Consider the following 22,741-nt stretch of genomic DNA (forward strand, 5'->3'; position numbering starts at 1 on the left):
TCACAACCCGTAACATTATTGATTAATTATTGTTATCTAAGTGAGTTTTTTGGGCTTTAAATGTCGCATCGGTAAGATTTTTTCTCTAGCATTTTGTAATAAATATAACAATCGTGTATATATCCTGTCGCAATTTAATAAAAACTATAGAAGTCTCATCTATGTCAGCCTCAACTTCCAATAAAGCTCAAGAAAATCTCGTAGGAGATTCTGACGAACTGGTCTCCACCACCGATCTCAAAGGTGTTATCACTTATTGCAATGATGCGTTTTGCAGAATTGCTGAATACAGTCACGATGAACTGCTCGGACAAAACCACAATATCGTTCGCCACGGAGATATGCCCAAAGCCGCTTTTGGTGATATGTGGGCTCGCCTAAAACAAGGTAAAGCGTGGCGCGGAATTGTAAAAAACAGTACGAAGTCGGGTGGTTACTATTGGGTCGATGCTTACGTAACTCCAATTTATGAAGGTCATCAAGTTGTGGGTTATCAATCGGTTCGTGTTAAGCCCAAGCGAGAGTGGGTGGATATCGCTTCTAAAGCGTACCAAGGGCTTCTAAAAGCAGAGAAATCCGGTCGAGCGTGGGCGTTGAAGTTAAATGACACCTTGCGCTATGCAATTCTTCTTGGTGCGTTAGTAGCACCAGTAACGAGCTTGGCTCTGTCACTTGAAGGTCCTCTTGCTTGGTTAACGACATTGTTACCGGCAGGTGTTTTAGCTGTTCTCTTCCGCCAGGAACTTGTTGATACGCCTCTGCAATTTAAAAGGTTACAAGCGCAGTACGACAGTGTAAGTCGTCTGGTGTATTCCGGAAATAAACCATTCTCGATTGCAGATTTCCATATCAAGATGCTCTCTGCCCGTATTCGCACCGTGTTAGGACGTATGACGGACTCAGCTCTGCCTTTACAAAGTTGCGCGGAAGAGCTTAGCAGCACGACGGCAGAAGTTTCATCAGCGCTAACTCAGCAGAACATAGACATTCGGCAAGTTCGCGATGCGACAGAGTCGATGGAAGCGTCTGCAAATTCAGTTTCATCCAGCACTAACGACGCGCATCTACTGATAGACGATACGTTGCAGTCATGTCTGATGGCGAAAGAGACCATCGACCAAACTCATACCAACTTAGCGCAACTTAGCTTACAAGCTGAGAAAGCGACAGAAACGACTTATCAATTGAGCGATCAAGCGCAAAAGGTAAGCCAATTAATGGAAGAAATTGGCGGGATTGCCGACCAAACTAATCTGCTAGCACTTAATGCTGCAATTGAAGCTGCGCGAGCGGGTGAACAAGGTCGTGGTTTTGCTGTTGTTGCTGATGAAGTAAGAGCGCTCTCAGGGCGTACTTCGAATGCGACTGAGCAAATTAAAGCATCCATTGAAACCATGCTTACAACGATTCAAGGTTGGCAGAAAGACATTATTGCCAACAAAGAACAAACGGACACTTGTTCAAATGTTGCAGAGCAAAGTGCATTGCGATTATCTGAAGTCGAGCAGATGATGCAAACCATGAGTGGTTTGATGGTGAATGTCGCGGACTCTGCTAATAAGCAGTTGCAGCTTTCTAGCGACGTAAATCAGCACATTCATTCTATTGCTTCGACAGCAGAGCAGAACTTAGCGGCAACACATTCTGTAGAGCAAAACAGTAAGCAGTTGAAAGAGCAAGTCCAAGATTTCTATCGACTAGCTATTCAGTTTGAAGAGAAGTGATTCCAACCAGTTAGCTGAATCGTTGTTGAAAAATGATTAGATAAAATAAAGCCCCGCCGAAGCGGGGCTTTTCAGTTTTCAAATTCGCAATAGAGAAAACTGATAATACTAAGCGATTAAGCTAGCAGTTCTTTTGCTGTGTTCACTACGTTTTCTACAGTGAAACCAAACATTTCGAACAGTTGGTCAGCCGGTGCAGATTCACCGAATGTTGTCATACCGATGATACGACCGTCGAAACCAACGTACTTGTACCAGAAGTCTGCAATGCCAGCTTCTACAGCGATACGTGCAGTTACGTCTGATGGCAGTACTGATTCACGGTAAGCTGCGTCTTGCTTGTCGAATGCATCTGTTGATGGCATTGAAACAACGCGCACTTTCTTACCTTCAGCGGTTAGTTGCTCAGCCGCTTTCACTGCTAGTTCAACTTCAGAACCAGTTGCAATTAGGATTAGCTCAGGCTTGCCATCGCTGTCTTTCAGGATGTAAGCACCTTTCGCGATGTCCGCTACTTGCTCAGCCGTACGCTCTTGTTGTGCTAGGTTTTGACGAGAGAAGATAAGTGCAGATGGTGCATCTTTACGTTCAATCGCCAGTTTCCATGCTACTGCAGACTCAACTTGGTCACATGGACGCCATGTGCTCATGTTTGGAGTCAGACGTAGAGACGCGATTTGCTCAACTGGTTGGTGAGTTGGACCATCTTCGCCAAGACCGATAGAGTCGTGCGTGTAAACTTGGATGTTCTGAACTTTCATCAGAGCAGCCATACGCATAGCGTTACGAGCGTATTCCATGAACATTAGGAATGTTGCACCGTAAGGAACAAAACCGCCGTGTAGTGCGATACCGTTCATGATCGCTGTCATACCGAATTCACGTACACCGTAGTGGATGTAGTTACCAGAGAAGTCGTTCGCTTCTAGAGACTTAGAACCAGACCACATAGTTAGGTTAGAAGGCGCTAGGTCAGCAGAGCCGCCCATGAATTCTGGAAGCATTTGACCAAACGCTTCTAGTGCGTTTTGAGATGCTTTACGTGATGCGATGTTCGCAGGGTTTGCTTGAAGGTCTGCAATGATTTGGTTTGCTTTTGCTTCCCATTCAGCCGGTAGATCACCGTTTACGCGGCGTTTGAATTCAGCTGCCAGCTCAGGGTACGCTGCTTCATAAGCTGCAAATTTCTCGTCCCACGCTGCTTCCTTAGCTGCGCCTGCTTCTTTCGCTGACCATTCTGCGTAGACTTCCTGCGGAATTTCAAAAGGACCGTGCTCCCAACCTAGTTCTTTACGTGTCGCTGCAATTTCTTCAGCACCTAGTGGTGCACCGTGACAGTCGTGTGAACCAGATTTGTTTGGTGAACCAAAACCGATGATAGTTTTAGTACAGATAAGTGTAGGGCGTGGATCTGCTTTTGCCGCTTCGATTGCTGCGTTGATCGCTTCAGAGTCGTGACCATCTACAGCAGGGATTACGTGCCAGCCGTAAGATTCAAAACGCTTAGGCGTGTCGTCAGAGAACCAACCTTCAACGTGACCGTCGATAGAGATGCCGTTGTCATCCCAGAATGCGATCAGTTTGCCAAGACCTAGCGTACCAGCAAGAGAACAAGCCTCGTGCGAGATGCCTTCCATCAGACAGCCGTCGCCCATAAACACGTAAGTGAAGTGGTCAACGATGTCGTGGCCTTCTTTGTTGAACTGAGCCGCTAGTGCTTTCTCAGCCATTGCCATACCAACAGCGTTAGTGATGCCTTGACCTAAAGGACCCGTTGTTGTTTCGATACCAGGTGCGTAGCCGTACTCTGGGTGACCAGGAGTCTTAGAGTGAAGCTGACGGAAGTTCTTAAGATCGTCGATAGATAGCTCGTAGCCTGCAAGGTGCAGTAGAGAATAGATAAGCATAGAGCCGTGACCGTTAGACAGTACGAAACGGTCACGGTCAGCCCACTCTGGGTTTGATGGGTTGTGGTTTAGGTGAGAACGCCAAAGAACTTCAGCGATATCAGCCATACCCATAGGTGCGCCTGGGTGACCAGAGTTAGCTTGTTGAACACCGTCCATGCTTAGTGCACGGATTGCATTAGCTAGATACTTTCGTGTTAGAAGAGAGCGATCCATAGTAGTTACTTCTCGATATTTGATTTAAATAGAGGGAACTCGTCGGAACAAGTTCAAATAGAATTTTTTGAATAAAGCGTTGATGCTAAAAGCGAGTAGGCTGGCTACTCGCTTTTGGTAAGCAATTAAAGCTTAGCTGCGATCATGTCTTCTAGTTTGCCTTGGTCAACCGCGAAGTTACGGATACCTTCAGCTACTTTCTCAACAGCCATTGCGTCTAGGTTGTGCTCCCATAGGAACTCAGCGTGAGACATTGGAGCTGGACGCTCTTTAGAACCTTTAGAATCAACTAGCTTCTCTACAACTTCGCCTTCAGCAGCTTCTAGCTCAGCAAGAAGAGCAGGAGCGATAGTTAGACGGTCACAACCAGCAAGTTCTAGGATCTCGCCGATGTTACGGAAGCTTGCGCCCATAACAACCGTGTTGTAACCGTAGTCTTTGTAGTAGTTGTAGATGTCTGTTACTGAGATTACACCTGGATCTTCTGAAGCTTCGAAGTCACGACCCTCTTTCGCTTTGTACCAGTCCATGATGCGACCAACGAATGGCGAGATTAGGAATACACCTGCTTCAGCACATGCACGAGCTTGTGCGAAAGAGAATAGAAGCGTTAGGTTACAGTTGATGCCTTCTTTTTCAAGGATCTCTGCAGCGCGAATACCTTCCCAAGTAGAAGCCAGTTTGATTAGGATACGGTCGTTAGTGATGCCTGCGTCGTTGTACATTTTTACAAGTTGACGCGCTTTAGCAACACTGCCTTCTGTGTCGTAAGAAAGACGAGCATCTACTTCTGTAGAGATACGACCAGGAATAGTTTTTAGGATCTCTTTACCGATGTTTACTGCAAGCATGTCACAAGTGTCTTGTACTTGTTGTGCTTTGTCGTTGCTTTGTGCTTTTGCGTATTCGATAGAAGCGTCGATTAGAGGTGCGTACTCTTCGATTTGAGCCGCTTTTAGGATAAGAGATGGGTTTGTTGTTGCATCTTCAGGTTGGTACTTTTTGATTGCGTCAATTTCACCAGTGTCCGCTACTACAGTTGTTAGTTTACGAAGTTGCTCTAACTTGTTGCTCATAATCGATCATCCTATATAAATGGGCTTAAGTGTGGTTTTGAGTACCACAGCTTGTGCATTTGCAAGCGTGTCGGCTAATCGTCTCATCATAATTAACGAGACATCTGCTCAGCCAACTACGGAAAATTTCGGTACCGAACATTTGCTTTGAACATTTGATCGGTAGCTGAGTAAATGATGAATCCATATTTATCCTATCCATGCTGAAAGTCAATCGTCGAAACCGACTTTAAGTGAAGTTCATCAACGTTTTTTTGCTGTGTGTTCAGAGCGTGACCCAAATAAACGTTTGCCCTTATTGTTCAAGGCTTGAGCAGCAGTGAGATTAATAAAAAGACATAGTGAGAAAATGTCATTGCAGTGAGCAAATGTCGCAGTAAAATTGGTAGGTAACATATGCTAAGTCAATGAGCAGATGCTCACTAATGCATACAATGTCGATCCTCTAAAAGGGCGAGAAAAATCATGAGCAGTTCTAACCAAGATATTTCTATTGAAAGTACAGACTTGTTGACGGAGATCTCCGTTGCTTATTATCAAGATGGTGCGACACAAGAAGAGATATCGAAAAAATTTTCCATATCACGTGCCAAAGTTGGGCGAATGCTGAAACAGGCTCGTGACGAAGGCATTGTTGAGATTACCGTAAAATATCACCCTGTGTTCAGTGCCAAGATAGAGCAGCGCCTCATCGAGCGCTTTGGTGTGAAGCGAGCACTGGTTGCTTTGGACCAACCTAATGAAGAAGCGCAACGCCTGCAAGTTTCTGGTTTAGTCTCTAATTACCTGACGAGTACTCTTAAGAACGGCATGGTGGTGACGGTAGGGCAAGGGCGTAACGTATCTTCTGTGGCTCACCACATTGGTGTTATTACGCCGCGCGATTGTAAGTTTGTGTGCGGTATCGGCGGGATTCACCCTCGTGGCGGTATGTTCAACGCCGACCATATATGCCGACAATTTGCCAAGAAATACGGCGGCACATCGGAAACCCTATACGCGCCTGCCTATGCTGAAAACCGCGAGCAGAAGGTCGCCTTTATGCAAAATGCCACGGTTAAGCAAACTTTGGACTTGGCGCGCAAAGCGGATGTAGCTCTTGTTGGTATCGGTGATATGAGTGAAAACAGCTACATGGTTGACCTTGGTTGGTTCACTCCAGATGAAGTGGTTCAATCTCGCTTGATGCAAGGTGTCGTAGGGGACTTTGCCGGTTATGACTTCTTTGACATTCACGGCAACGTAGCAAATACGGTGATGAGTGACCGTGTCATAGGCTTGGGTATTGAAGAATTTAGACCTATTGCAGAAGTGATTGCGATTGCAGCTGAAAACAGTAAGCCATTGGCGCTACTTGGAGCGTTAAGAACCGGAGCCATTGATGTGATTGCAACCAGCGTAAGTAACGCACTGACGGTTCTTAACTTGGATGAGCAGATGCACGGCAACAGTGCATCAGAGGTTTAGCACAAATAATATGCAAACTATGTAATCAGGTGATGAGGATTTATAAATGACTCGCAACCTGATTTCGTTTCCAAGTTAAAAATAATCCTCAGGAGTAATTTGTAGTTAATTACTCTGGAGGAAACGATGAAAAAGACACTTCTCGCAGCTGCTTTATTTACGGGGTTAACGGGCATAGCGCACGCCGAGCAAAAAGTCGTCGCAGGCTATTTTGCTGACTGGCAGTATGCAAACGCAGACAACCCTTATACGGTTAAAGATATTCCGGCTGATAACCTGACTCATATTATCTATGCGTTTTTGAGCATGTGTGGTCCTCACACTGGTGCCTCAGAAACCGTACAAAAACTGGTCGCAAAACAGTGTGAAGGTAAAGAGCCGTATACCGCGATTCTGGTTGATACCGAGGCGGCACTTGAAAAAGACTTTGGTCCGGTCTCTGTCGGCGTTCCATATAAAGGGCACTTCGCTCAATTAGCCGAACTTAAGAAGCAACACCCTGATCTGAAAATTCTCCCTTCTTTTGGCGGTTGGACCATGTCTGAACCTTTCCACGCGATGGCAAAAAACCAGCAAGCGATGGATCAGTTCTCTAAAACAGCAGTCGAGCTGGTTGCTCAATACGATTTCTTTGATGGTATTGACTTGGATTGGGAGTATCCAGGAGGTGGCGGCTTGACTACGTCTCCTTGGAACCCAGATACCAAGCTGACGGATGAGCAAAAAGCACAAGAGCGTGACGCCTTCACTTACCTAGTTAAGACTATGCGTGGTGATTTAGACGCGTTAGCGAAAAAGACCAAGCGCGAGTACGAGCTTTCAACAGCAGTGGGTGTTGGTCCAAAAGCCGCGGGCATTGATTGGAAAGCGGCGCAGCCCTACTTAACCAATATGTTTGCCATGACGTATGACTTCCTTGGTGGTTGGGGACAACAAACAGGGCACACAACAAACTTGCATGCCACTGACCGCAGTTGGTGGGGCATGGGCGCTGACGTGTTCATTAATCAAATGATTGAGCTGGGTATTCCTAGTGAGAAGTTGGTGATTGGTGCCGCGTTTTATGGTCGCGGTTGGCAAGGAACCAAAGATTTCTCCGGTGGTTTACCAACTCAAGATTTATTGTCAGAGAAAGGCGCGCAGTTTGGTACTGGTGAGAATGGCTACTTCATGTTTTGGGACCTCATGAAGAACTACAGCGCAAAACAAGGTTACGAATATAAGTACGATGAACAATCTCAAGCCCCTTATTTATGGAACCCTGAGAAAAAAGTGTTCATTTCATTCGAAGATCAACGCTCTATCAAAGCCAAAGCGGATTGGGCAAAGCAAACGAATCTTGGTGGCATCTTTACGTGGGAGCTATCAGGTGATCCGAAAGGCGAGCTTGTTGAAGTGATGTATAAGGAAATGCAGAATTAATCTGTAAAACGTCACATTATTGTTTGTTCTTAAAGCCGTCGTTATTCTGCGACGGCTTTCTCATTTTGGTTTTGCTCAGAGAATTCGATTAATTGTTTGAAAGGTAATGGCTTAGAGTAGTAATATCCTTGAATCAAGTCACAGCCACACGCGGCTAACTGATCACGTTGCTGACGAGTTTCTACGCCTTCCGCGAGAACTTTCATGCCAAAGTTCTTACCAATCGCAATGATGTTTTGCACCATGTTAAGTGCTTTTTCATCATCTTCGATATTATCAATAAAGCTCTTGTCAATTTTGACTTCATCAATCGGAAGTGCTCTTAGCATCGAGAGGGAAGAGTACCCGGTACCGAAATCGTCGAGAGATATTTTAAAACCGAGCGCATGCAAGCGTTCGCAAATAGGCGCAAACTTATCGAGGTCTTCAATGAATAAGTTCTCAGTGATTTCAAGCGTGATGAGGTGTTGATCGACTTTATATTTGTCTATTAACGCCACTAAGTCATCAATGAAGTTTATTTGAATAAACTGTTTTACCGAGATATTAATCGACATCTGAATTGGCTGCGCTGCCATTTCCGTAAGGCGAGCCATGTCGATCAAGCTTTTCTCGATAATCAACTCCCCCAATCTCACCATCAGACCTGAACTTTCCGCTACTGGGATAAACTCATTGGGTGGGACGAACCCAAGCTCTTCATCTTGCCAACGCACCAAGGCTTCAACACCATAAATTTTGCCATTAACGTTCAATTGAGGTTGATAAACTAAGAATAGATTTTGTCGTTCTATCGCTAGCCTTAAACGTTGTTCCATCTTCATCTTGTGAAGGTGTTTTGCCTGCATTTGTTGGTCAAAAATACTGTATGCATTGCGCTCTTTTTTTGCTTGATACATAGCGATATCTGCAGAACGAAGCAAGGCATCTAAGTTTTGACCGTGAGAAGGGTAAAGAGCAATACCGACGCTGCAACTCAACAGAAATTGGTTTTCTTGAACTAAGTAGGGTTCGGATAGGTAATTGATCAGCTCTTTTGCCAACGCTCTCACCGTACCTTCGTCGGTTTGGTTAACAAGCAGTATAAACTCGTCACTTGCTTCTCGAACGATCAGACGACCATCACAACCAAAGGTCTTTAAGCGTTGTGCGATCAGCTTCAATACCTCATCCCCAAATTCGTGACCATGGGTGTCATTCACGGATTTAAAGTTATCGATGTCGATAAACATCAGGCTAAATGGCGTGGCTGAGCCATTCACCCAGTGTCCAATATGTGCGCGCAGATATTCTCGATTTGGGAGTAGCGTGAGGTGGTCATGATGCGCTTGATATAAGAGTTTTCGTCGGGTACCCAATTCATTATTCGCAATGGAACGAACCAGCGCATAGAACCCACCTTGAATAAATAGGAACACGAGCGAGTATAGTGCGAACTGATCGAAAAAACCGCTCTGGATATACCGAAGATCCGTCGAAGACGATGCCCAAAGTTTATAATCTGGTAGGTATTTCAATGTGACCAGTTGATTAATTCTTGGGTCATCAGCAACAATGTTTACTGCGCTTGCAAGTGTTCTGACTGTATCTCGGCTCCATCCATACTTGTTTTCGATCTGTTCGAAAACGATAGCCTTGGTATGCCCGTCAGCAGGATGGCTGTAACTGTTGAGGTTTGCTTGTTCAGCCGAAGTAAAGGTTAGATAACCATCTTCACGATTTAATGACACTCGATTGTGTTCATTTGCGTGAACGTCGCTTCGAAAAACCAAAGAGGAGTTCATGTTGAAACCCGCCGTCATCACCGCGAGAACCTTACCATTTTTATCTCGAATAGCTTTTCGGATGGGGATAACAAGAGAGTCGAGCGCAGGCATAAAGTAAGTTCTACCAACCACCATGTGATCAGACTGTAGTGCGGCTTCAAACGTTCCTCTTGTTTGAGGATCTTGCTTCAAGTTACGCAGTTTTTGTAGGTCCAGATTCGAGCTTATCGCTAAATAATCGCCTTGTGGGTTTGTAAGACCAAATGCGGCGATCGCTGGGTGGATATCCATCAGCTCATCCAGAAGAGGTCGCATTTGCAATGAGGCGGTTCGAGTAAAGTCGTTCTGTTCAATCAATTGGTGACCGACAACTTCCAGTAAGGTTTCTTGTCCTTTAAACAGTGACTGTACAGATGAAGCAAACAGCTCTAATTGCAAGAGCTGCTTGTCTTTGTATTTATCGAGTATGGATTGATAATGATAATGACCAAACAGAGAGAACAAACCGACACTGATGGTAAAAAGTGTCAGATATAGCGTCCAAATGTTCTTCTTTAAGCCGATCATATCGTATTACTGCTCCTGATATTAATGCTCGATTGGTAGGGTTTCATCGGCACCCCACTCAGTCCAAGAGCCGTCATAGACTGATAAATTCTGCAGACCAATTTGATAGGCAGCGAGCAACAAAATGCACGCGGTCACACCGGAACCACAGCTAAAAATGATTGAACTATCACTGTCTAATGTTAATCGGCTAAATATCTGTTGCAACTCGGAATTTGGCTTAATGTGACCGTCCGTTAAGAGTTCTTGAAACGGCAAGCAAACTGAATTAGGAATGTGTCCACTGCGTAACCCTTCTCTTGGTTCAGGAACTTCACCTAGGAAGCGGGCTTTAGCTCTAGCATCGACAATATTTGCACTGCAGTTATTAGAATGGGTTAACACGGTATGCGCGCTTAAGAATGCATCTGGGTTTAGTTTACCTGTGAAGTTGCCAATCTCTGTTGGTTGAGACAAGGTATCGACAATGGGTAGTCCTGCTTCAACCCAAGCCGGAAGCCCCCCATTTAGAATGCATACGTTGTGATGCCCCATCGCTCTGAACATCCACCAAGCTCTTGGTGCGGCAAGAGTGCCGGAATTGTCATACACCACAACCACATCTTCGTTATTTAACCCAAGTTGTTGAGCACTGCTATTAAAGCCTTGCTCTGTTGGCATCATGTGAGGCAGGTTGGAGTTAGGTAGGCAAAAGTCGTTGTCGTAGTCAAAGCGCAAAGTGTTAGGTATCCATTTATCTTTGATCTTTTTGCCTTCTGATGGGATCTGAAAAGCAATGCTGGCGTCTAGGAGTTTGACATTGGGTTGGCTGATGAGCTCTTTGAGTTCATCTGTTGTGATCAGTGCTTGCATCGTCTTTAGTTTCCTCACAGTAGTATGGAATGTTTTGGCGTGAACAGCTTAAGCTCATTCGCAGTTTATAAACGTGAGCGGTTGCTCGAAGAGAGAATCAGTCGCTTGGCTAAATGTGACAATAGCACCTTCTGAACACTGAACATTTGTGGGTACTGCGACTCGTTTGAGCCCCAAAACGTCAGATTCTACTGTTAAGTAACGTCTTTGACCGTCCAGTGATTGCGTTAAGGTGTTCGATATTACTTCCGCTGTAATTAACTGTTTTTCTTCTGAGGACGTTAGCCATAGAGCCAAACACAACAGAGCAATGGCACTAACAAAAGCCAAGATGTAGGTTTTGGGGTTGTCCAACGTATTTTTCCCGCCGCATTAATAATCTTACTGTTTTACAACAAAAAAATCGCATGTTCAAAAGAACGATGCGATTTTTAAGTGTGAGTTGTTTTCTATCTTCACGTTTTCAGCTTGTTTTGGCTAAAGAATCCAATTGCTATCACCTGAAGAAATCACTTTCTGTATTGGGTCCGAGCCATCATAAAACCAGATTTCTACTAGAAGATTCCCTTGGCTGTCTGAGACGTTGAAGTCAAAGTTTGCGGTTCCGTTATTCAGAGGTACAGAGACCACTTTGCTCGGGTATTTTGCGTCATATTTCCCAGAACCACTCTCTTTGAAATCTTTGTAAACGCTTAGGTGTGCACGCTGTGAAGAGAAACCGCTGATATCCACATTTAATGAGCCTTGTACTACAGGGTCGTAGTTAAAGCCATCGGGCACTTCAAGATCTTGCATTGTAGGATCTTCATCTGGCACTGCAGTCTGTGTCGGTGGAGGGGGCGCACTCGTACCGCCTCCACCACCCCCGCCGCCGCCACATGCTGTTAAAGCTAATCCCATGATGATTGTAATTAAAGTTCTCATAATGTTCTCTCCCTATGGAATGTAGCACTTGTTTGGTGTTGGAGCGGTATGCCAATCTGTACCTAACTCGCCAGCAGATTCAGCCCATGTTTTGAACTGAGGATAAGCCTCAACCATATCGATACGTTCGAGTGGCCAATCCCAATCCTCAACGATTAATAGTGCCCAAGGTAGGTTGTTGGCAGTTTTAAAGTACACACCTTGTGAAGGGTTACTTGCGTCCACACCAACACCGAAGAGGTTTTGGTCATCAAATTGCTCTGTTGGCGCTTGGTCGGCTAAGTGAACTTCCCACTTACGTCCTGGTTGGAAAGTAATGCCGTCACCATGGTAAGTTCCTGGAGTCGCGAAGATGAACGGGTCGTAAGGCATCGCTTGTATGGATGAACGGTCAGAGCCTTCAGTAAAGTAGACGTTTAGAGTAAAGGTGAGAGACACGCTGTCGTCGCACCCAGCTTCTGTTCTAAAGAAGTTACAACCGCTCGAGGCATGTTGGCTCAAGTCTTCACTAATGATGAATATTGCTTCGTCAGAAATGCTTTCTAGCCCGTTGGACGCCTGCTCAATGCCATTAAAAGAGAGTGTTGTGAGACCATTTTCAATCGCGCTTCTCGAGATGCCCGGTAAGCGGATGGCGAACCCATTTTTGTAGTCTGCACCGTACGCAGCCAAGTCACCAGTGATTTGGATGTTCTCTACATGACCATCTAAGCTGGTTTCCGTGATTTGGAAGGTCACGACAACGTCATTCATGTCGTAGTCTGCTGTGTAGGGCCAGTTATCTTCATAAGCAACGGTGGCGAAGCTTTCTGCACTTGGGAAGTATTCAACAGAATACCCATTTCCCGTGATCGCAATAGGGTAATCTTCGACCTCACCAGATGTCGAACCACCGTCGTAATTCAACCCAGTTTGTTGGCTGAAGCGGAATCGACTCCAACTCGAACCTTCTGTTGCCGCAGTAGAAACAACGAATGGCAGTGGATTATTTCCGGCTGAAAGCAGTTCATCGGTAAAGACCTGTTCGCCTTCATCATCAAAGTCACCATCGCGGTTCCAGTCAAACCACGCAGACAGATAACCAGAAGTGGAGGCGGTGACATTCACAATGGAGCTTAAGCCTGGATCAAGCGCGGATACAAAACCAACACCATCCTCATCTGCTGTGCCCACGGAGTTATCATTTGCTTGACCGTCAGCGTCACCATCTGGGGCGACAGAACCGAGCCAAGTTACGTCGTCGACTTCGTGACGAGGTCCGTTAGAAGCTAGAGTTGTACTGTAACTATCGGGTGCATCACCAAAATCGATAGGATCGTCTTCATCAATAACAGGTGCATTTGCACAACGTGCACCATCATTCTGACTTGAGCTTGGTCCGTTTGAGACAAACTCAACTGCCGGAACAATCCCTGCTGAAATGTTAGCTGCGTTTTCTGAAGACAAGTTGATACGATAGATCTTACCGTCTTGGTTACGTGATACATAATAGTTGCCGTTTACATCGAAATAACCAGCGCCGAATGTGCCTGTCTCGCCAGTATCACCGATTGCAGTTGCATTGCCATTTGATGGATTGAACTGGTATAGGACACCAGAGTTGTTGTCGATACCATAAAGAGAACCGTCACCGGGATGGAACGCAAAGTCGGTAAGGTTGACAGTCGCCGTCGAGCTAATCTTTACGATGTTTAATGTTGCGTTTGGATCCGAGTCTAGTGGGGAGAGGTCAATGGAGAATAGACCTTTCCCTTTACGGTACAAATAGTAAATGTGATTGTAGACGTCACCCACAAAGAAGGTGTGATCGGTAGGTAGACCGGAAACGTTCAGTGTTTCTGCTTGAAAGTCTTTCCCTAATCGAACTATCTTTTTGTTCGTAGTGTCGTAGCCATAAATGTAACGGTCAGTGAAGTCAAAGCCCACGCCGTTAATACCCGAAGCTAAACCCGTGTCGTCCTCTAAAAGAGTAGTAGAACCTGTAACCAAATTGACGCCATAGATTTGAACTGGGGTTGATTGAAATAGGTATGCTTTGCTTGGGCAGGTGTCGAACGGCGTGGCTTGAGCATACGCACTTGCCATTAAAGTCCCAAGTAACAGTGATGTCCTTTTCATAATTCGCCCTCTCATTGGTTCGTGATATATGCAATGAAAGGAATGTGCCATATTTTAAGATTATGATTTTTAAATGATTATGATTATTAGATAGGCAGGTTTTAATTCTGATTGTCAAAATGAAAAAAAGCCCAACATTGAGTTGGGCTTTTTGGGAATGATTGAGTAGAGAGCTAACTACAAACCGGACAGGTTGGCATTTTCATCAGATTCATTTCTCGCCAAGACATGCTTAGCGCATCCAAAATAAGAATTTTTCCTTTCTTTGGCTGCCCGTAGTTAGCAATCACCTTGATGGCTTCCATTGCTTGGACTGCACCGACAATACCGACGACAGGTGCCATTACACCGGCTTCAACACAGCTTAACGCGCCATTGCCAAAGAGGGCGCTTAAGCACTGGTAACATGGTTGAGTAGGATCATCGTAAGTGAACACGCTTACTTGCCCTTCCATGCGAATAGCGGCACCCGAAACCAATGGTGTTTTTGTTTCAAAACACAAGCGGTTGAGTTGGTTGCGTGTATCTACGTTATCTGATGCATCTACAACGATAGTGTGTTGTTCGATGAGTTCTTTGAGCTCAGTATCACCAAGGCGTTTTGCAATGGTGTCCACGGCAATATGTGGGTTTAGCTCCCTTAGTGCCTCAGCCGCTGACTCGACCTTCTTACGACCAATATCCGCATCGTGGTGCAGCACTTGACGCTGTAGGTTAGATAGCTCAACGATATCATCATCAATCAATGTGATTTTACCTACACCGGCAGTCGCTAAGTATTGGCTTGAGGCGCAGCCTAAACCGCCAGCACCAAGCATCAATACCGATGCTTGCTTAAGTGCTTCTTGCCCATCAAAGTCAAATTGACGAAGAATGATTTGGCGGTTGTAACGCAACATTTCCTGATCGGAAAGAATATCCACAACGACTTCCTAGTAAAGGGTTGAGTTGAATAGTTGAATCTGAACCGTTTCGCCTATTTCGACGCGGCCGCGTTCACGCTCCAATACAACAAAACAGTTCGCTAGGCTCATTGATCGGAATGCACCAGAGCTTTGGTTACCTGTTGTTTCAACCACAAACTTGCCATCTTCTAAGGTATAGATGCCACGTTGGTAATCGGTACGCCCCGGTGCTTTCTTAAATGCTGTTTTGGTTGTCGCTGGAATAGACTCCGGAGCCTTCCACTCTGTATGTCCTGCGAGTTTTGCCAACATCGGTTGAACAAGCACGTACATGGTTAGCACCGCAGAAACAGGGTTGCCCGGCAGACCACAGAACCAAGCAGTACTTAGCTTACCAAAAGCGAAAGGCTTACCTGGCTTGATTGCCAGCTTCCAGAAACCGATCTCACCAAGTTCTTCAAGAATGTCTTTTGTGTAATCCGCTTCGCCAACGCTGACGCCACCAGAGGTAACAACGACATCAGCCAACGTTTGTGCTTTTTCAAAGGTCGCTTTGAGTGTTTCTGGGCAGTCGGGGATGATGCCTAAATCGACGGCTTCACAACCAAAGTTTTCAATCAACGGTTTGATGCCGTAACGGTTGCTGTCGTAGATTTGACCTTCTTCTAGCGATTCACCCAGTGGTTTTAGCTCATCACCAGTAGAGAAAAATGCCACTTTTGGTTTACGAACGACGGTCACATGGCTGACGCCAAGAGACGCAATCATTGGAATATCACGCGGCGTTAAACGAGCACCTTGCGCAAGTACAATGTCGCCTTGCTTGATGTCGTCACCTGTTGGGCGGATGTTGTTTTGTGGCTTCACGTCCGTTTGGTTGAACTGAACACCTGCATCCGTTACTTCGGTGTTCTCTTGCATGATAACGGCGTCACAACCCTCAGGGATTTTTGCGCCAGTCATAATGCGAACACAGGTACCTTGAGGCCATTCACCTTCAAAAGGTTGCCCTGCGAATGATTTGCCCGCCAAAGGCAGTACCGAAGACGACTCAAGATCTTGAATGCGAATTGCGTAACCGTCCATTGCTGAGTTATCGAATGGTGGCACATGGATAGGAGACAAGATGTCTTCTGCCAGTACAAAGCCAAGAGCATCAGCAAGTGGAAGAGAAAGAGTGGTTTGGATAGGTTTGATTCGCGATAGCATTTTATCCATCGCTTCTTCAATTGGCATCAAGCCAGGTGCGTCGCAGCAGCCCATTGAGAAAATCCTGTGTTCTTTTGTTTTGTGGCAACTTTACCATAAAAAGGGGACTGAGTAGGGTCTGTTAATCTTTCATGGTTAAATTTTGTTCGGATGGGGCGCCTAGACGAACCCTTTGGGCAGCGTTTGTTGGTCATTTCTACTTCGTTATCGACTTCTCATGAAGACTAACTACACATCAAAGTCTCTGCCTAGTATAAATGCCCAACAATTCGCTGCAAAAATCAGCTCGAAAGATCAACAGACCCTAAGAATGTCCACCTATAAAATATGGGTGTAATTATTCAAAAATCCGAGTATCCTTGTCAGCCATCCGAAAGGGGTAAAAAACCTGCGGAGCTCAAGAAAATCAGCTCAGTACCTTCATTTGATGTGACTTGGTGTAAAGACACGAACTGAGCAACTCAAAGCGAAAAGTATGAATGCAATTTTGGTTGGATTTGTACAATCGGCTGAAGTAACAAAAGAGGAAGTGGAATGTCAGGTCTTAGCGAGTCAGCGAAGTTAGTAAAAGAAGCGCTAGAGCAACGTGGTTTGGAAACGCCAATGCGCCCAAACAACGTAAGCCGTGAAGAGAAGAAAGAGAAGATCGAACACCACATGCGTGAGATCTTAAGTTTGCTTCAACTTGACCTTACTGACGATAGTCTAGAGGAAACGCCGCATCGTATCGCTAAGATGTACGTGGACGAAATCTTCTCCGGTCTAGATTACGCCAATTTCCCGAAAATCACTGTGATTGAAAACAAGATGAATGTAAGTGAGATGGTTCGCGTGAAAGACATCACAGTGACCAGTACTTGTGAGCACCACCTTGTTACGATCGATGGCAAAGCTGCCGTTGCTTACATCCCACGTGGCAAAATCATTGGTCTGTCTAAGATCAACCGTATTGTCCGCTTCTTTGCACAGCGCCCTCAAGTTCAAGAGCGTATGACACAGCAAATTCTTGTAGCACTTCAAACGTTGCTAGGTTCAGATGATGTGGCGGTGACTATTGATGCAACGCACTACTGCGTGAAATCTCGTGGTGTTATGGATGCAACCAGCGAAACAACGACGACAGCATTGGGTGGTATTTTCAAAAGCAACCCAGCGACACGTGCCGAGTTTCTCCACGGTTTACGCTAAGTAATCAAGCAAGTTTCTAAGAGGATGGTAAATGCCATCCTTTTTTTTATCTATCTGAAAGTCATAGATAAGATGGATTTGAGACGACAAAAATCATTTATCGAACTTCGTGTTGACAGTTATTTGAGTTGCCCTTAATATCCGCGCCCAGCAAACGGTTGCGAGGGTTTTCTCTCTTATTTGATTTGCTTATCTGATTCTTCAAGTTCAGCTGATCTCGGTCAGTTGTCTTTCTTTTTTCTAATAATAGAAAGGCAACAATATTGAGACTTGGCATGACCACACAAACTACCGTTCACTCTTCTATTCCGACTTCTGCACAAGCCTCGGAAATTAGCTGGCAAAAGAAAGCTATTCTTAGTGTCGCGTTCTTAATGGCGACTACTTCTGTTGGTCCTGGCTTTTTAACTCAGACAGCAGTCTTCACCAATATCTACAAAATCGACATGGCGTTTCCAGTCTTTGCATCCATGTTCATTACTTTCGGTATCGTGATGAACTTATGGCGCATTGTGGGTGTATCTGGCATGCGTATTCAAGACATTGCCAATAAAGTAGCTCCGGGCATGGGCTACGTGGTGGGTATTCTCCTTGCTCTTGGTGCGGTAGCGTTCAACTTTGGCAACGTGAGTGGAGCTGCACTTGGCATCAATGTGCTAACAGGGGTTGATACTACCTGGGGGGCTTTGTTTACCGGGGTTGTGGGATGCCTGCTGTTTGTGGTGCACAATGCATCTAAACGTATGGATCAGATGGCGCGCTATCTTGGTCTGTTTATGATCATTCTGATTGCTTACGTTGCAATGACCAGTTTGCCACCAATGGGTGAAACCTTGAGCGCAGCGGTGATGCCGACAGATATTGGTAGCTTACTGCTCCCAACACTGACCATTGTGGGTGGTGCCGTCGGTGGTTACTATACGGGCGCACAACGCTTGGTTGATATCGGCTTACAAGGAAAAGACAAGGTTCCGGCGATAAAAACCGCGGCTTGGGCGGGCATTTCTATTGCAGTGGTGATTCGTATTCTGCTGTTCTTAGCCGTATTTGGTGTGATTGCGACAGGCGCAACGTTGGATTCTGCAAACCCAGCTGCTGATGCCTTCCGTCAAGGTGCTGGTGAAGTGGGTTACTTCATTTTTGGCTTGGTATTATTTGTCGCGTCGATTACCTCGGTTGTGGGGAACTCGTACATGGCCATCTCCCTGATCAAAACTCTATTCCCAATCGTGGCTCGTAACGAGAAAGTGTGGTGCGTTGGCTTTATCATTATCACATCACTTGGCACAGTGACCATGAACATGCCGATTCTACTTCTTATGCTTGCAGGTTTGGTTAACAGCATTATTTTGCCAATTGTACTAGGCATGATGTTGGTAGCGACACGCAGAAAAGATATTGTGGGTGACTACAAGCATCCGGTCTATTTAACCTTTACGGGTATTGCGATTGTGGTGGTAATGGCGGCATCAAGTATGACCAACATCAGCAATTTTGTGTCGAAGTTCATCGGGTAACGTTGCTCGTTGAAGACAAAAGAAAACGGCCTCACAATGAGGCCGTTTTTTATGTTTGTTTCGATGGTGTCCTAACAAGCTCTGGCCAGTACATTTTGACATAACCAGCAGACACCCAAACCACGAGCACGGTTGCGATGCTTAGTTCTAGAAATCCAAAATCGTGTAACCAATGCCAATGCGGGTGAGATTCCGCGAAGAATGTGGTGAGACGATGCATTGCAATCGCACTGATCACGGAAGGAAAGGTGACCGCTGCGATAGATGGTTGAAATTTCAAACGCATCAAACGGAAATAACACAGATAAATTAACAAGGTCATCGTAATGGCGATGCCTGCCAGTGCGCCCGTCAGGATCGGATCTGGTTGCGCAAAGTTGACTAGGTACGCAGCCAGAGAAAGATTCACAGGCGCAGCCATGATCGCGAGTGTTGGTCGTGCTCGACGCGGCAGAGAGCCAAAGAATACCAAGCGATACAACACCAAAGGCAACATGAAGAAGTAAATGCCGATACACATCATCGCCAAAGTTTCAGAAAACACGTTGTGTCCAAACTGAGAGCCAGCAAGAGAAGAGCTGATCAAGCCCACAGGGTAAAGAAACCAGCTTGGCACTATGTTCGACATCTTGAAGTTCATGATTTGAAAACCAAAGAACAGCACCATCATCGTGAAATGCAGTAACACCGCCATAAACCACAGCGGGTAGGCAATGATTGGCGTTACCACGGCAAGATAGTCACACAGCATGAGTAACGCCATGCTCATTGGCGCCATTAAACTACCGCTCAGTGGGTGCTTGATGTCCGCCATAAACAGTCGAGGGCTGGTGGCGTATTTAAGTAGAACCGGGGTAAGAAGAAGAGCTCCGAGTGCAGCAAGGAATGGTCTTATTGGTTCTCCAATCTGTGGAATGTACAAAGCCCAAGCTTGTCCAAGCCCTATCATGCCTAGTGCTAACGCCGCTTGTGACGGAGGAACACTATAAAACTGCACAAGTCTTTTCCAGTTCAAAACGACTCCAGAAATGGGTTAATTGCTCTAATTTGAGGCGCAAATACTAACAAGTTTAACGTCTTCTTACCTTTCATTATGATAGGTAAATTCCAGAGAATGGGAATTTTGTGAGTTTGGTAGGAGATTTATGTAGAGACTTGCAAAAAAGTAGAATTACTGGCTCCAAAAGAATCTTAATGGCGAAAGATAATTTGGAGCCGGTATACCCAAGTACGTTGAAGTCCCTTGGGCATATTAGGTTAAGCTTGGTTTTCAGGCAGATCTTGTTGACGTAGCTTGTCATTCTTAAGCGTACGATGTAACAACTGGCTGTAAATTGGTTGTCCACCAAGTAATTGCGCCACTATTACTGCGCCTAAGCTGGTAATAATAAGTGGTAGGATCAGGTAGTAGTTATTGGTCATCTCGATAACCAGTAAGATACCTGTGATTGGCGCACGTACTGTTGCGGCAAATAGAGCCCCCATGCCAGCAATTGCGAAGACACCTGGTTCGATAGTCAATGAAGGTAACAGCATGTCTGCACTTGCTCCAAATGCATAGCCAAACAATGTGCCCAAAGCCAGCATTGGAGCGAAGATACCACCAGGTGCACCAGAACCAAAACAAAGTAGGGTAGTGATCACACGACCAACGAACAGCATAACTAAAATAGAAATTGAGTAGTTGCCGTTGGTAATGTCTGGAATCAAGCCAATACCGCCACCGGTTAGCTGAGGAACATAAAGCAGTAGCAAGCCAAACACACCGCCCAAAATAGTACCTGTGATCAAGTAACGTTTACGGTCGTTTTTATGTAGGGCAACAAAGCTGTCTTGCGCGATGGTGATTAGCTTATTGAAAATCACACCAAATACGCCAAACAAAGAACCGAGTAGCAAGAACAACCATAATGATTGTAATTCCGGTGATTGGTATTGCGGCATGGTGATTACCGCTTCTTGACCGTTAATCGCGCGAAACACAATGTTTGCCATGATCGCCGAAATGATCACTGCTCGAATAGAAATTAAAGAGTAGCGAAATTGAGGACGCATTTCCTCAACAACAAACATGATGCCTGCTAACGGTGCATTAAACGCCGCGGCTAAACCACCGGCAGCACCGGATGCTAATAGAGAGTGGCGAGTATCATCGTCTTTAATACGAAAGATATCGGTAACCATGCGACCAACCGCGCCACCCATTTGTACAGTTGGACCTTCACGACCTAAAACCATACCTGAGCCAAGTGCTCCCATACCGCCAAAGAACTTCACCGGGATGACACGCCACCAACGTACCGGGCGAATATTGTCCATTGCACCTTCTATCTCAGGAATGCCGGAGCCAGAGGCTTCTGGTGCGAAACGGTGCACAAGGTAGTAACCAATGAATGCTAATGCACCACTGATTAAGATTGCGGCCAGCCACAAAGGCAGCACGCTACCGATTTCGCTTTTTAACCACTCAGTACGGGTTTCAGAAACAAAGTGAACAGCAATCTCAAAGTAAGTGCCGACAAGACCTGCTAGCGTACCAACGATGGCCGCCATAAAGAGGACGGAAAATGAAGTTGGCGTTGACCCTCGAGAGACAAACTGGTTAATCGCATCTTTAGGTACGTGCGCTAACACAGATTTCACAATTCTCTCGCGTTTGGTCATTAACAGATTCTCCTGACTACAGATTGGAAGGGACGGAAGAAATTATACGCTCAGGAGAGTCTAGACCTAATCAATAAAGATGCAATTTAGCTTTCCACTATTGAGCGGTTCAAGTGTCGATTGTCTAAATATTGATAAACTTTGTGCTATTGATCTCATATATGGCACTATTTTTTTATCGGTAAAACTTGTTTTCTGAGCAAAATGAACCATGCTTTAAGTGTAAAGCAACATGACTGCTTCAGAAGGAGGGATGTGAGGTTTTACACACAATTTGGATGGATTCAAACCCTACAGAAATTCCTCGTTATTTGTTCGGGATGCATCAATAGACTTCCCGATTCGCATACTCACGATTGAGTCACGAGGCAGAGGCGCACGCATAGGTGCGCCTTTTTAATGCCTATTATCTTCCCCGTTACTTATTTTAAATAACCGTACGAAGTGTTGATAATTCCAGCTTGGTATGGCATTCTGTTTTCTCGTAATGGTTCTCGGCGTGATGGATTACGCGGTTTAGGCTTTATACAAAGATTGATGCGGGCTAGAAGGTCCGCTTTTTTGTGTCTGAAATTCGAGCTGAGTACTTGCTTATCTTAGGTATAGGGGCAAAGATAGCGTTTTCGATAACATCAAATTTAATCGTCAAGTAATACCATGTCGCGCTTTTTTCTTTGTTTGCTCATCTTCTCAGGGTTATTTTCTCAAACTACATCGGCTCAAGAACTATGGTGGCAGGCGATATTATCGAGTGCTCCTGTTGAACAAATTCAACAAGCGATAACGACAGGTGGAGCTTGGTATCGATGTGAGACACAAGATAGTACCGAAGCGTTTTGTTTGGATGATTTTCACTACTACCATCAGCATCTCTACGGAGAGTCAACAATAGAAGATCGTGAGGTCTATTTGTCTTTTCTTACCGAGTACCAACCCCAGAGTTTGAGCGAACTGATTTTAAATTTGAGGAAAGATGGGCTGGTGATGCAGAAGGTGGAGATTGAAGGGCAACAATATGATATTTCTGAAGCGATGAGGCACGCCACGCCTGAAGAGGTAGATAAAGATCTGATCGTCTTTATTAATCGCTATCCACAGCAAGCGCCACGTAGTATCGATTGGGTGTTAGCACAAGAGTTTGGCACGCCAACGCCAAGATTAAACGTCATGTTAAACAGCGATGGCGAGATGATTGAACTAAAGGTGATTCGTTTCTAAA

General features: G+C 45.3%; 17 protein-coding genes. 6 read left to right on the plus strand and 11 right to left on the minus strand.

Translation table 11 applies throughout. From position 1 onward, the window contains the following. Nucleotides 1-161: 161 nt before the first annotated feature. Nucleotides 162-1,724 carry a methyl-accepting chemotaxis protein gene (locus OH459_RS06765; RefSeq protein ID WP_009696364.1) on the plus strand — a complete coding sequence of 521 codons (1,563 nt, stop codon included), beginning with the start codon at nucleotides 162-164 and terminating at the stop codon, nucleotides 1,722-1,724. A 116-nt stretch (nucleotides 1,725-1,840) separates the two neighbouring features. Here the strand turns inward: OH459_RS06765 and tkt are convergent, their stop codons facing one another. After that, the gene (gene tkt / locus OH459_RS06770; RefSeq protein ID WP_069217659.1) at nucleotides 1,841-3,847 is read right to left on the minus strand and encodes a transketolase; all 2,007 of its coding nucleotides are present in this window, start codon (nucleotides 3,845-3,847) and stop codon (nucleotides 1,841-1,843) included. Between the two features lie 125 nt (nucleotides 3,848-3,972). Then, on the minus strand, nucleotides 3,973-4,923 hold the full coding sequence (gene tal / locus OH459_RS06775) for a transaldolase (protein ID WP_005425862.1): 951 nt from the start codon (nucleotides 4,921-4,923) through the stop codon (nucleotides 3,973-3,975). A gap of 465 nt (nucleotides 4,924-5,388) precedes the next feature. On the opposite strand from tal, the gene OH459_RS06780 reads away from it, so the two are divergent. Both OH459_RS06780 and OH459_RS06785 read left to right on the plus strand, forming a co-directional pair. After that, entirely contained in the window at nucleotides 5,389-6,390 is a 1,002-nt protein-coding gene (locus tag OH459_RS06780) for a sugar-binding transcriptional regulator (protein WP_005452372.1), read from the plus strand. Nucleotides 6,391-6,516: 126 nt separating this feature from the next. After that, on the plus strand, nucleotides 6,517-7,812 hold the full coding sequence (locus OH459_RS06785) for a glycoside hydrolase family 18 protein (RefSeq protein WP_009697289.1): 1,296 nt from the start codon (nucleotides 6,517-6,519) through the stop codon (nucleotides 7,810-7,812). Between the two features lie 41 nt (nucleotides 7,813-7,853). Here OH459_RS06785 and OH459_RS06790 read toward each other — a convergent pair whose 3' ends face one another. The 7 genes from OH459_RS06790 to moeA all read right to left on the minus strand — a co-directional run bounded on the left by OH459_RS06790 (nucleotide 7,854) and on the right by moeA (nucleotide 16,207). After that, a complete protein-coding gene (locus tag OH459_RS06790; protein ID WP_269986113.1) occupies nucleotides 7,854-10,145 on the minus strand; it encodes a bifunctional diguanylate cyclase/phosphodiesterase in 2,292 nt (763 codons plus the stop codon). 21 nt (nucleotides 10,146-10,166) lie between these two features. Continuing rightward, a complete protein-coding gene (locus OH459_RS06795) occupies nucleotides 10,167-10,997 on the minus strand; it encodes a sulfurtransferase (protein ID WP_009697290.1) in 831 nt (276 codons plus the stop codon). Nucleotides 10,998-11,051: 54 nt separating this feature from the next. Continuing rightward, nucleotides 11,052-11,351 carry a hypothetical protein gene (locus OH459_RS06800; RefSeq protein WP_017818646.1) on the minus strand — a complete coding sequence of 100 codons (300 nt, stop codon included), beginning with the start codon at nucleotides 11,349-11,351 and terminating at the stop codon, nucleotides 11,052-11,054. A 123-nt stretch (nucleotides 11,352-11,474) separates the two neighbouring features. Further along, nucleotides 11,475-11,921 (minus strand): hypothetical protein, encoded by a 447-nt coding sequence (locus tag OH459_RS06805; RefSeq protein ID WP_009697292.1) that lies wholly within the window; start codon nucleotides 11,919-11,921, stop codon nucleotides 11,475-11,477. A 12-nt stretch (nucleotides 11,922-11,933) separates the two neighbouring features. Further along, a complete protein-coding gene (locus OH459_RS06810) occupies nucleotides 11,934-14,039 on the minus strand; it encodes an LruC domain-containing protein (RefSeq protein WP_269986115.1) in 2,106 nt (701 codons plus the stop codon). 173 nt (nucleotides 14,040-14,212) lie between these two features. After that, on the minus strand, nucleotides 14,213-14,962 hold the full coding sequence (gene moeB / locus OH459_RS06815; RefSeq protein ID WP_029788554.1) for a molybdopterin-synthase adenylyltransferase MoeB: 750 nt from the start codon (nucleotides 14,960-14,962) through the stop codon (nucleotides 14,213-14,215). Nucleotides 14,963-14,971: 9 nt separating this feature from the next. After that, a complete protein-coding gene (gene moeA, locus OH459_RS06820) occupies nucleotides 14,972-16,207 on the minus strand; it encodes a molybdopterin molybdotransferase MoeA (RefSeq protein ID WP_074051352.1) in 1,236 nt (411 codons plus the stop codon). Nucleotides 16,208-16,687: 480 nt separating this feature from the next. Between moeA and folE the strand changes: the two genes are divergently transcribed. After that, a complete protein-coding gene (gene folE, locus OH459_RS06825; RefSeq protein ID WP_017190748.1) occupies nucleotides 16,688-17,341 on the plus strand; it encodes a GTP cyclohydrolase I FolE in 654 nt (217 codons plus the stop codon). Nucleotides 17,342-17,616: 275 nt separating this feature from the next. Continuing rightward, nucleotides 17,617-18,858 (plus strand): NRAMP family divalent metal transporter, encoded by a 1,242-nt coding sequence (locus OH459_RS06830; protein ID WP_269986119.1) that lies wholly within the window; start codon nucleotides 17,617-17,619, stop codon nucleotides 18,856-18,858. Nucleotides 18,859-18,907: 49 nt separating this feature from the next. On the opposite strand, the gene OH459_RS06835 is transcribed toward OH459_RS06830, so the two are convergent. Together OH459_RS06835 and clcA are read right to left on the minus strand one after the other, a co-directional pair. Continuing rightward, a complete protein-coding gene (locus tag OH459_RS06835; protein WP_009697295.1) occupies nucleotides 18,908-19,855 on the minus strand; it encodes a TDT family transporter in 948 nt (315 codons plus the stop codon). A 260-nt stretch (nucleotides 19,856-20,115) separates the two neighbouring features. Then, a complete protein-coding gene (gene clcA / locus OH459_RS06840) occupies nucleotides 20,116-21,522 on the minus strand; it encodes a H(+)/Cl(-) exchange transporter ClcA (RefSeq protein WP_009697296.1) in 1,407 nt (468 codons plus the stop codon). Between the two features lie 657 nt (nucleotides 21,523-22,179). Here clcA and OH459_RS06845 point away from each other — a divergent pair. After that, the gene (locus OH459_RS06845; protein ID WP_269986120.1) at nucleotides 22,180-22,740 is read left to right on the plus strand and encodes a hypothetical protein; all 561 of its coding nucleotides are present in this window, start codon (nucleotides 22,180-22,182) and stop codon (nucleotides 22,738-22,740) included. Nucleotide 22,741: the final 1 nt, after the last annotated feature.

The sequence above is a fragment of the Vibrio sp. MM46 genome (genome assembly GCF_027587135.1).
Classification (GTDB): Bacteria; Pseudomonadota; Gammaproteobacteria; order Enterobacterales; family Vibrionaceae; genus Vibrio; species Vibrio harveyi.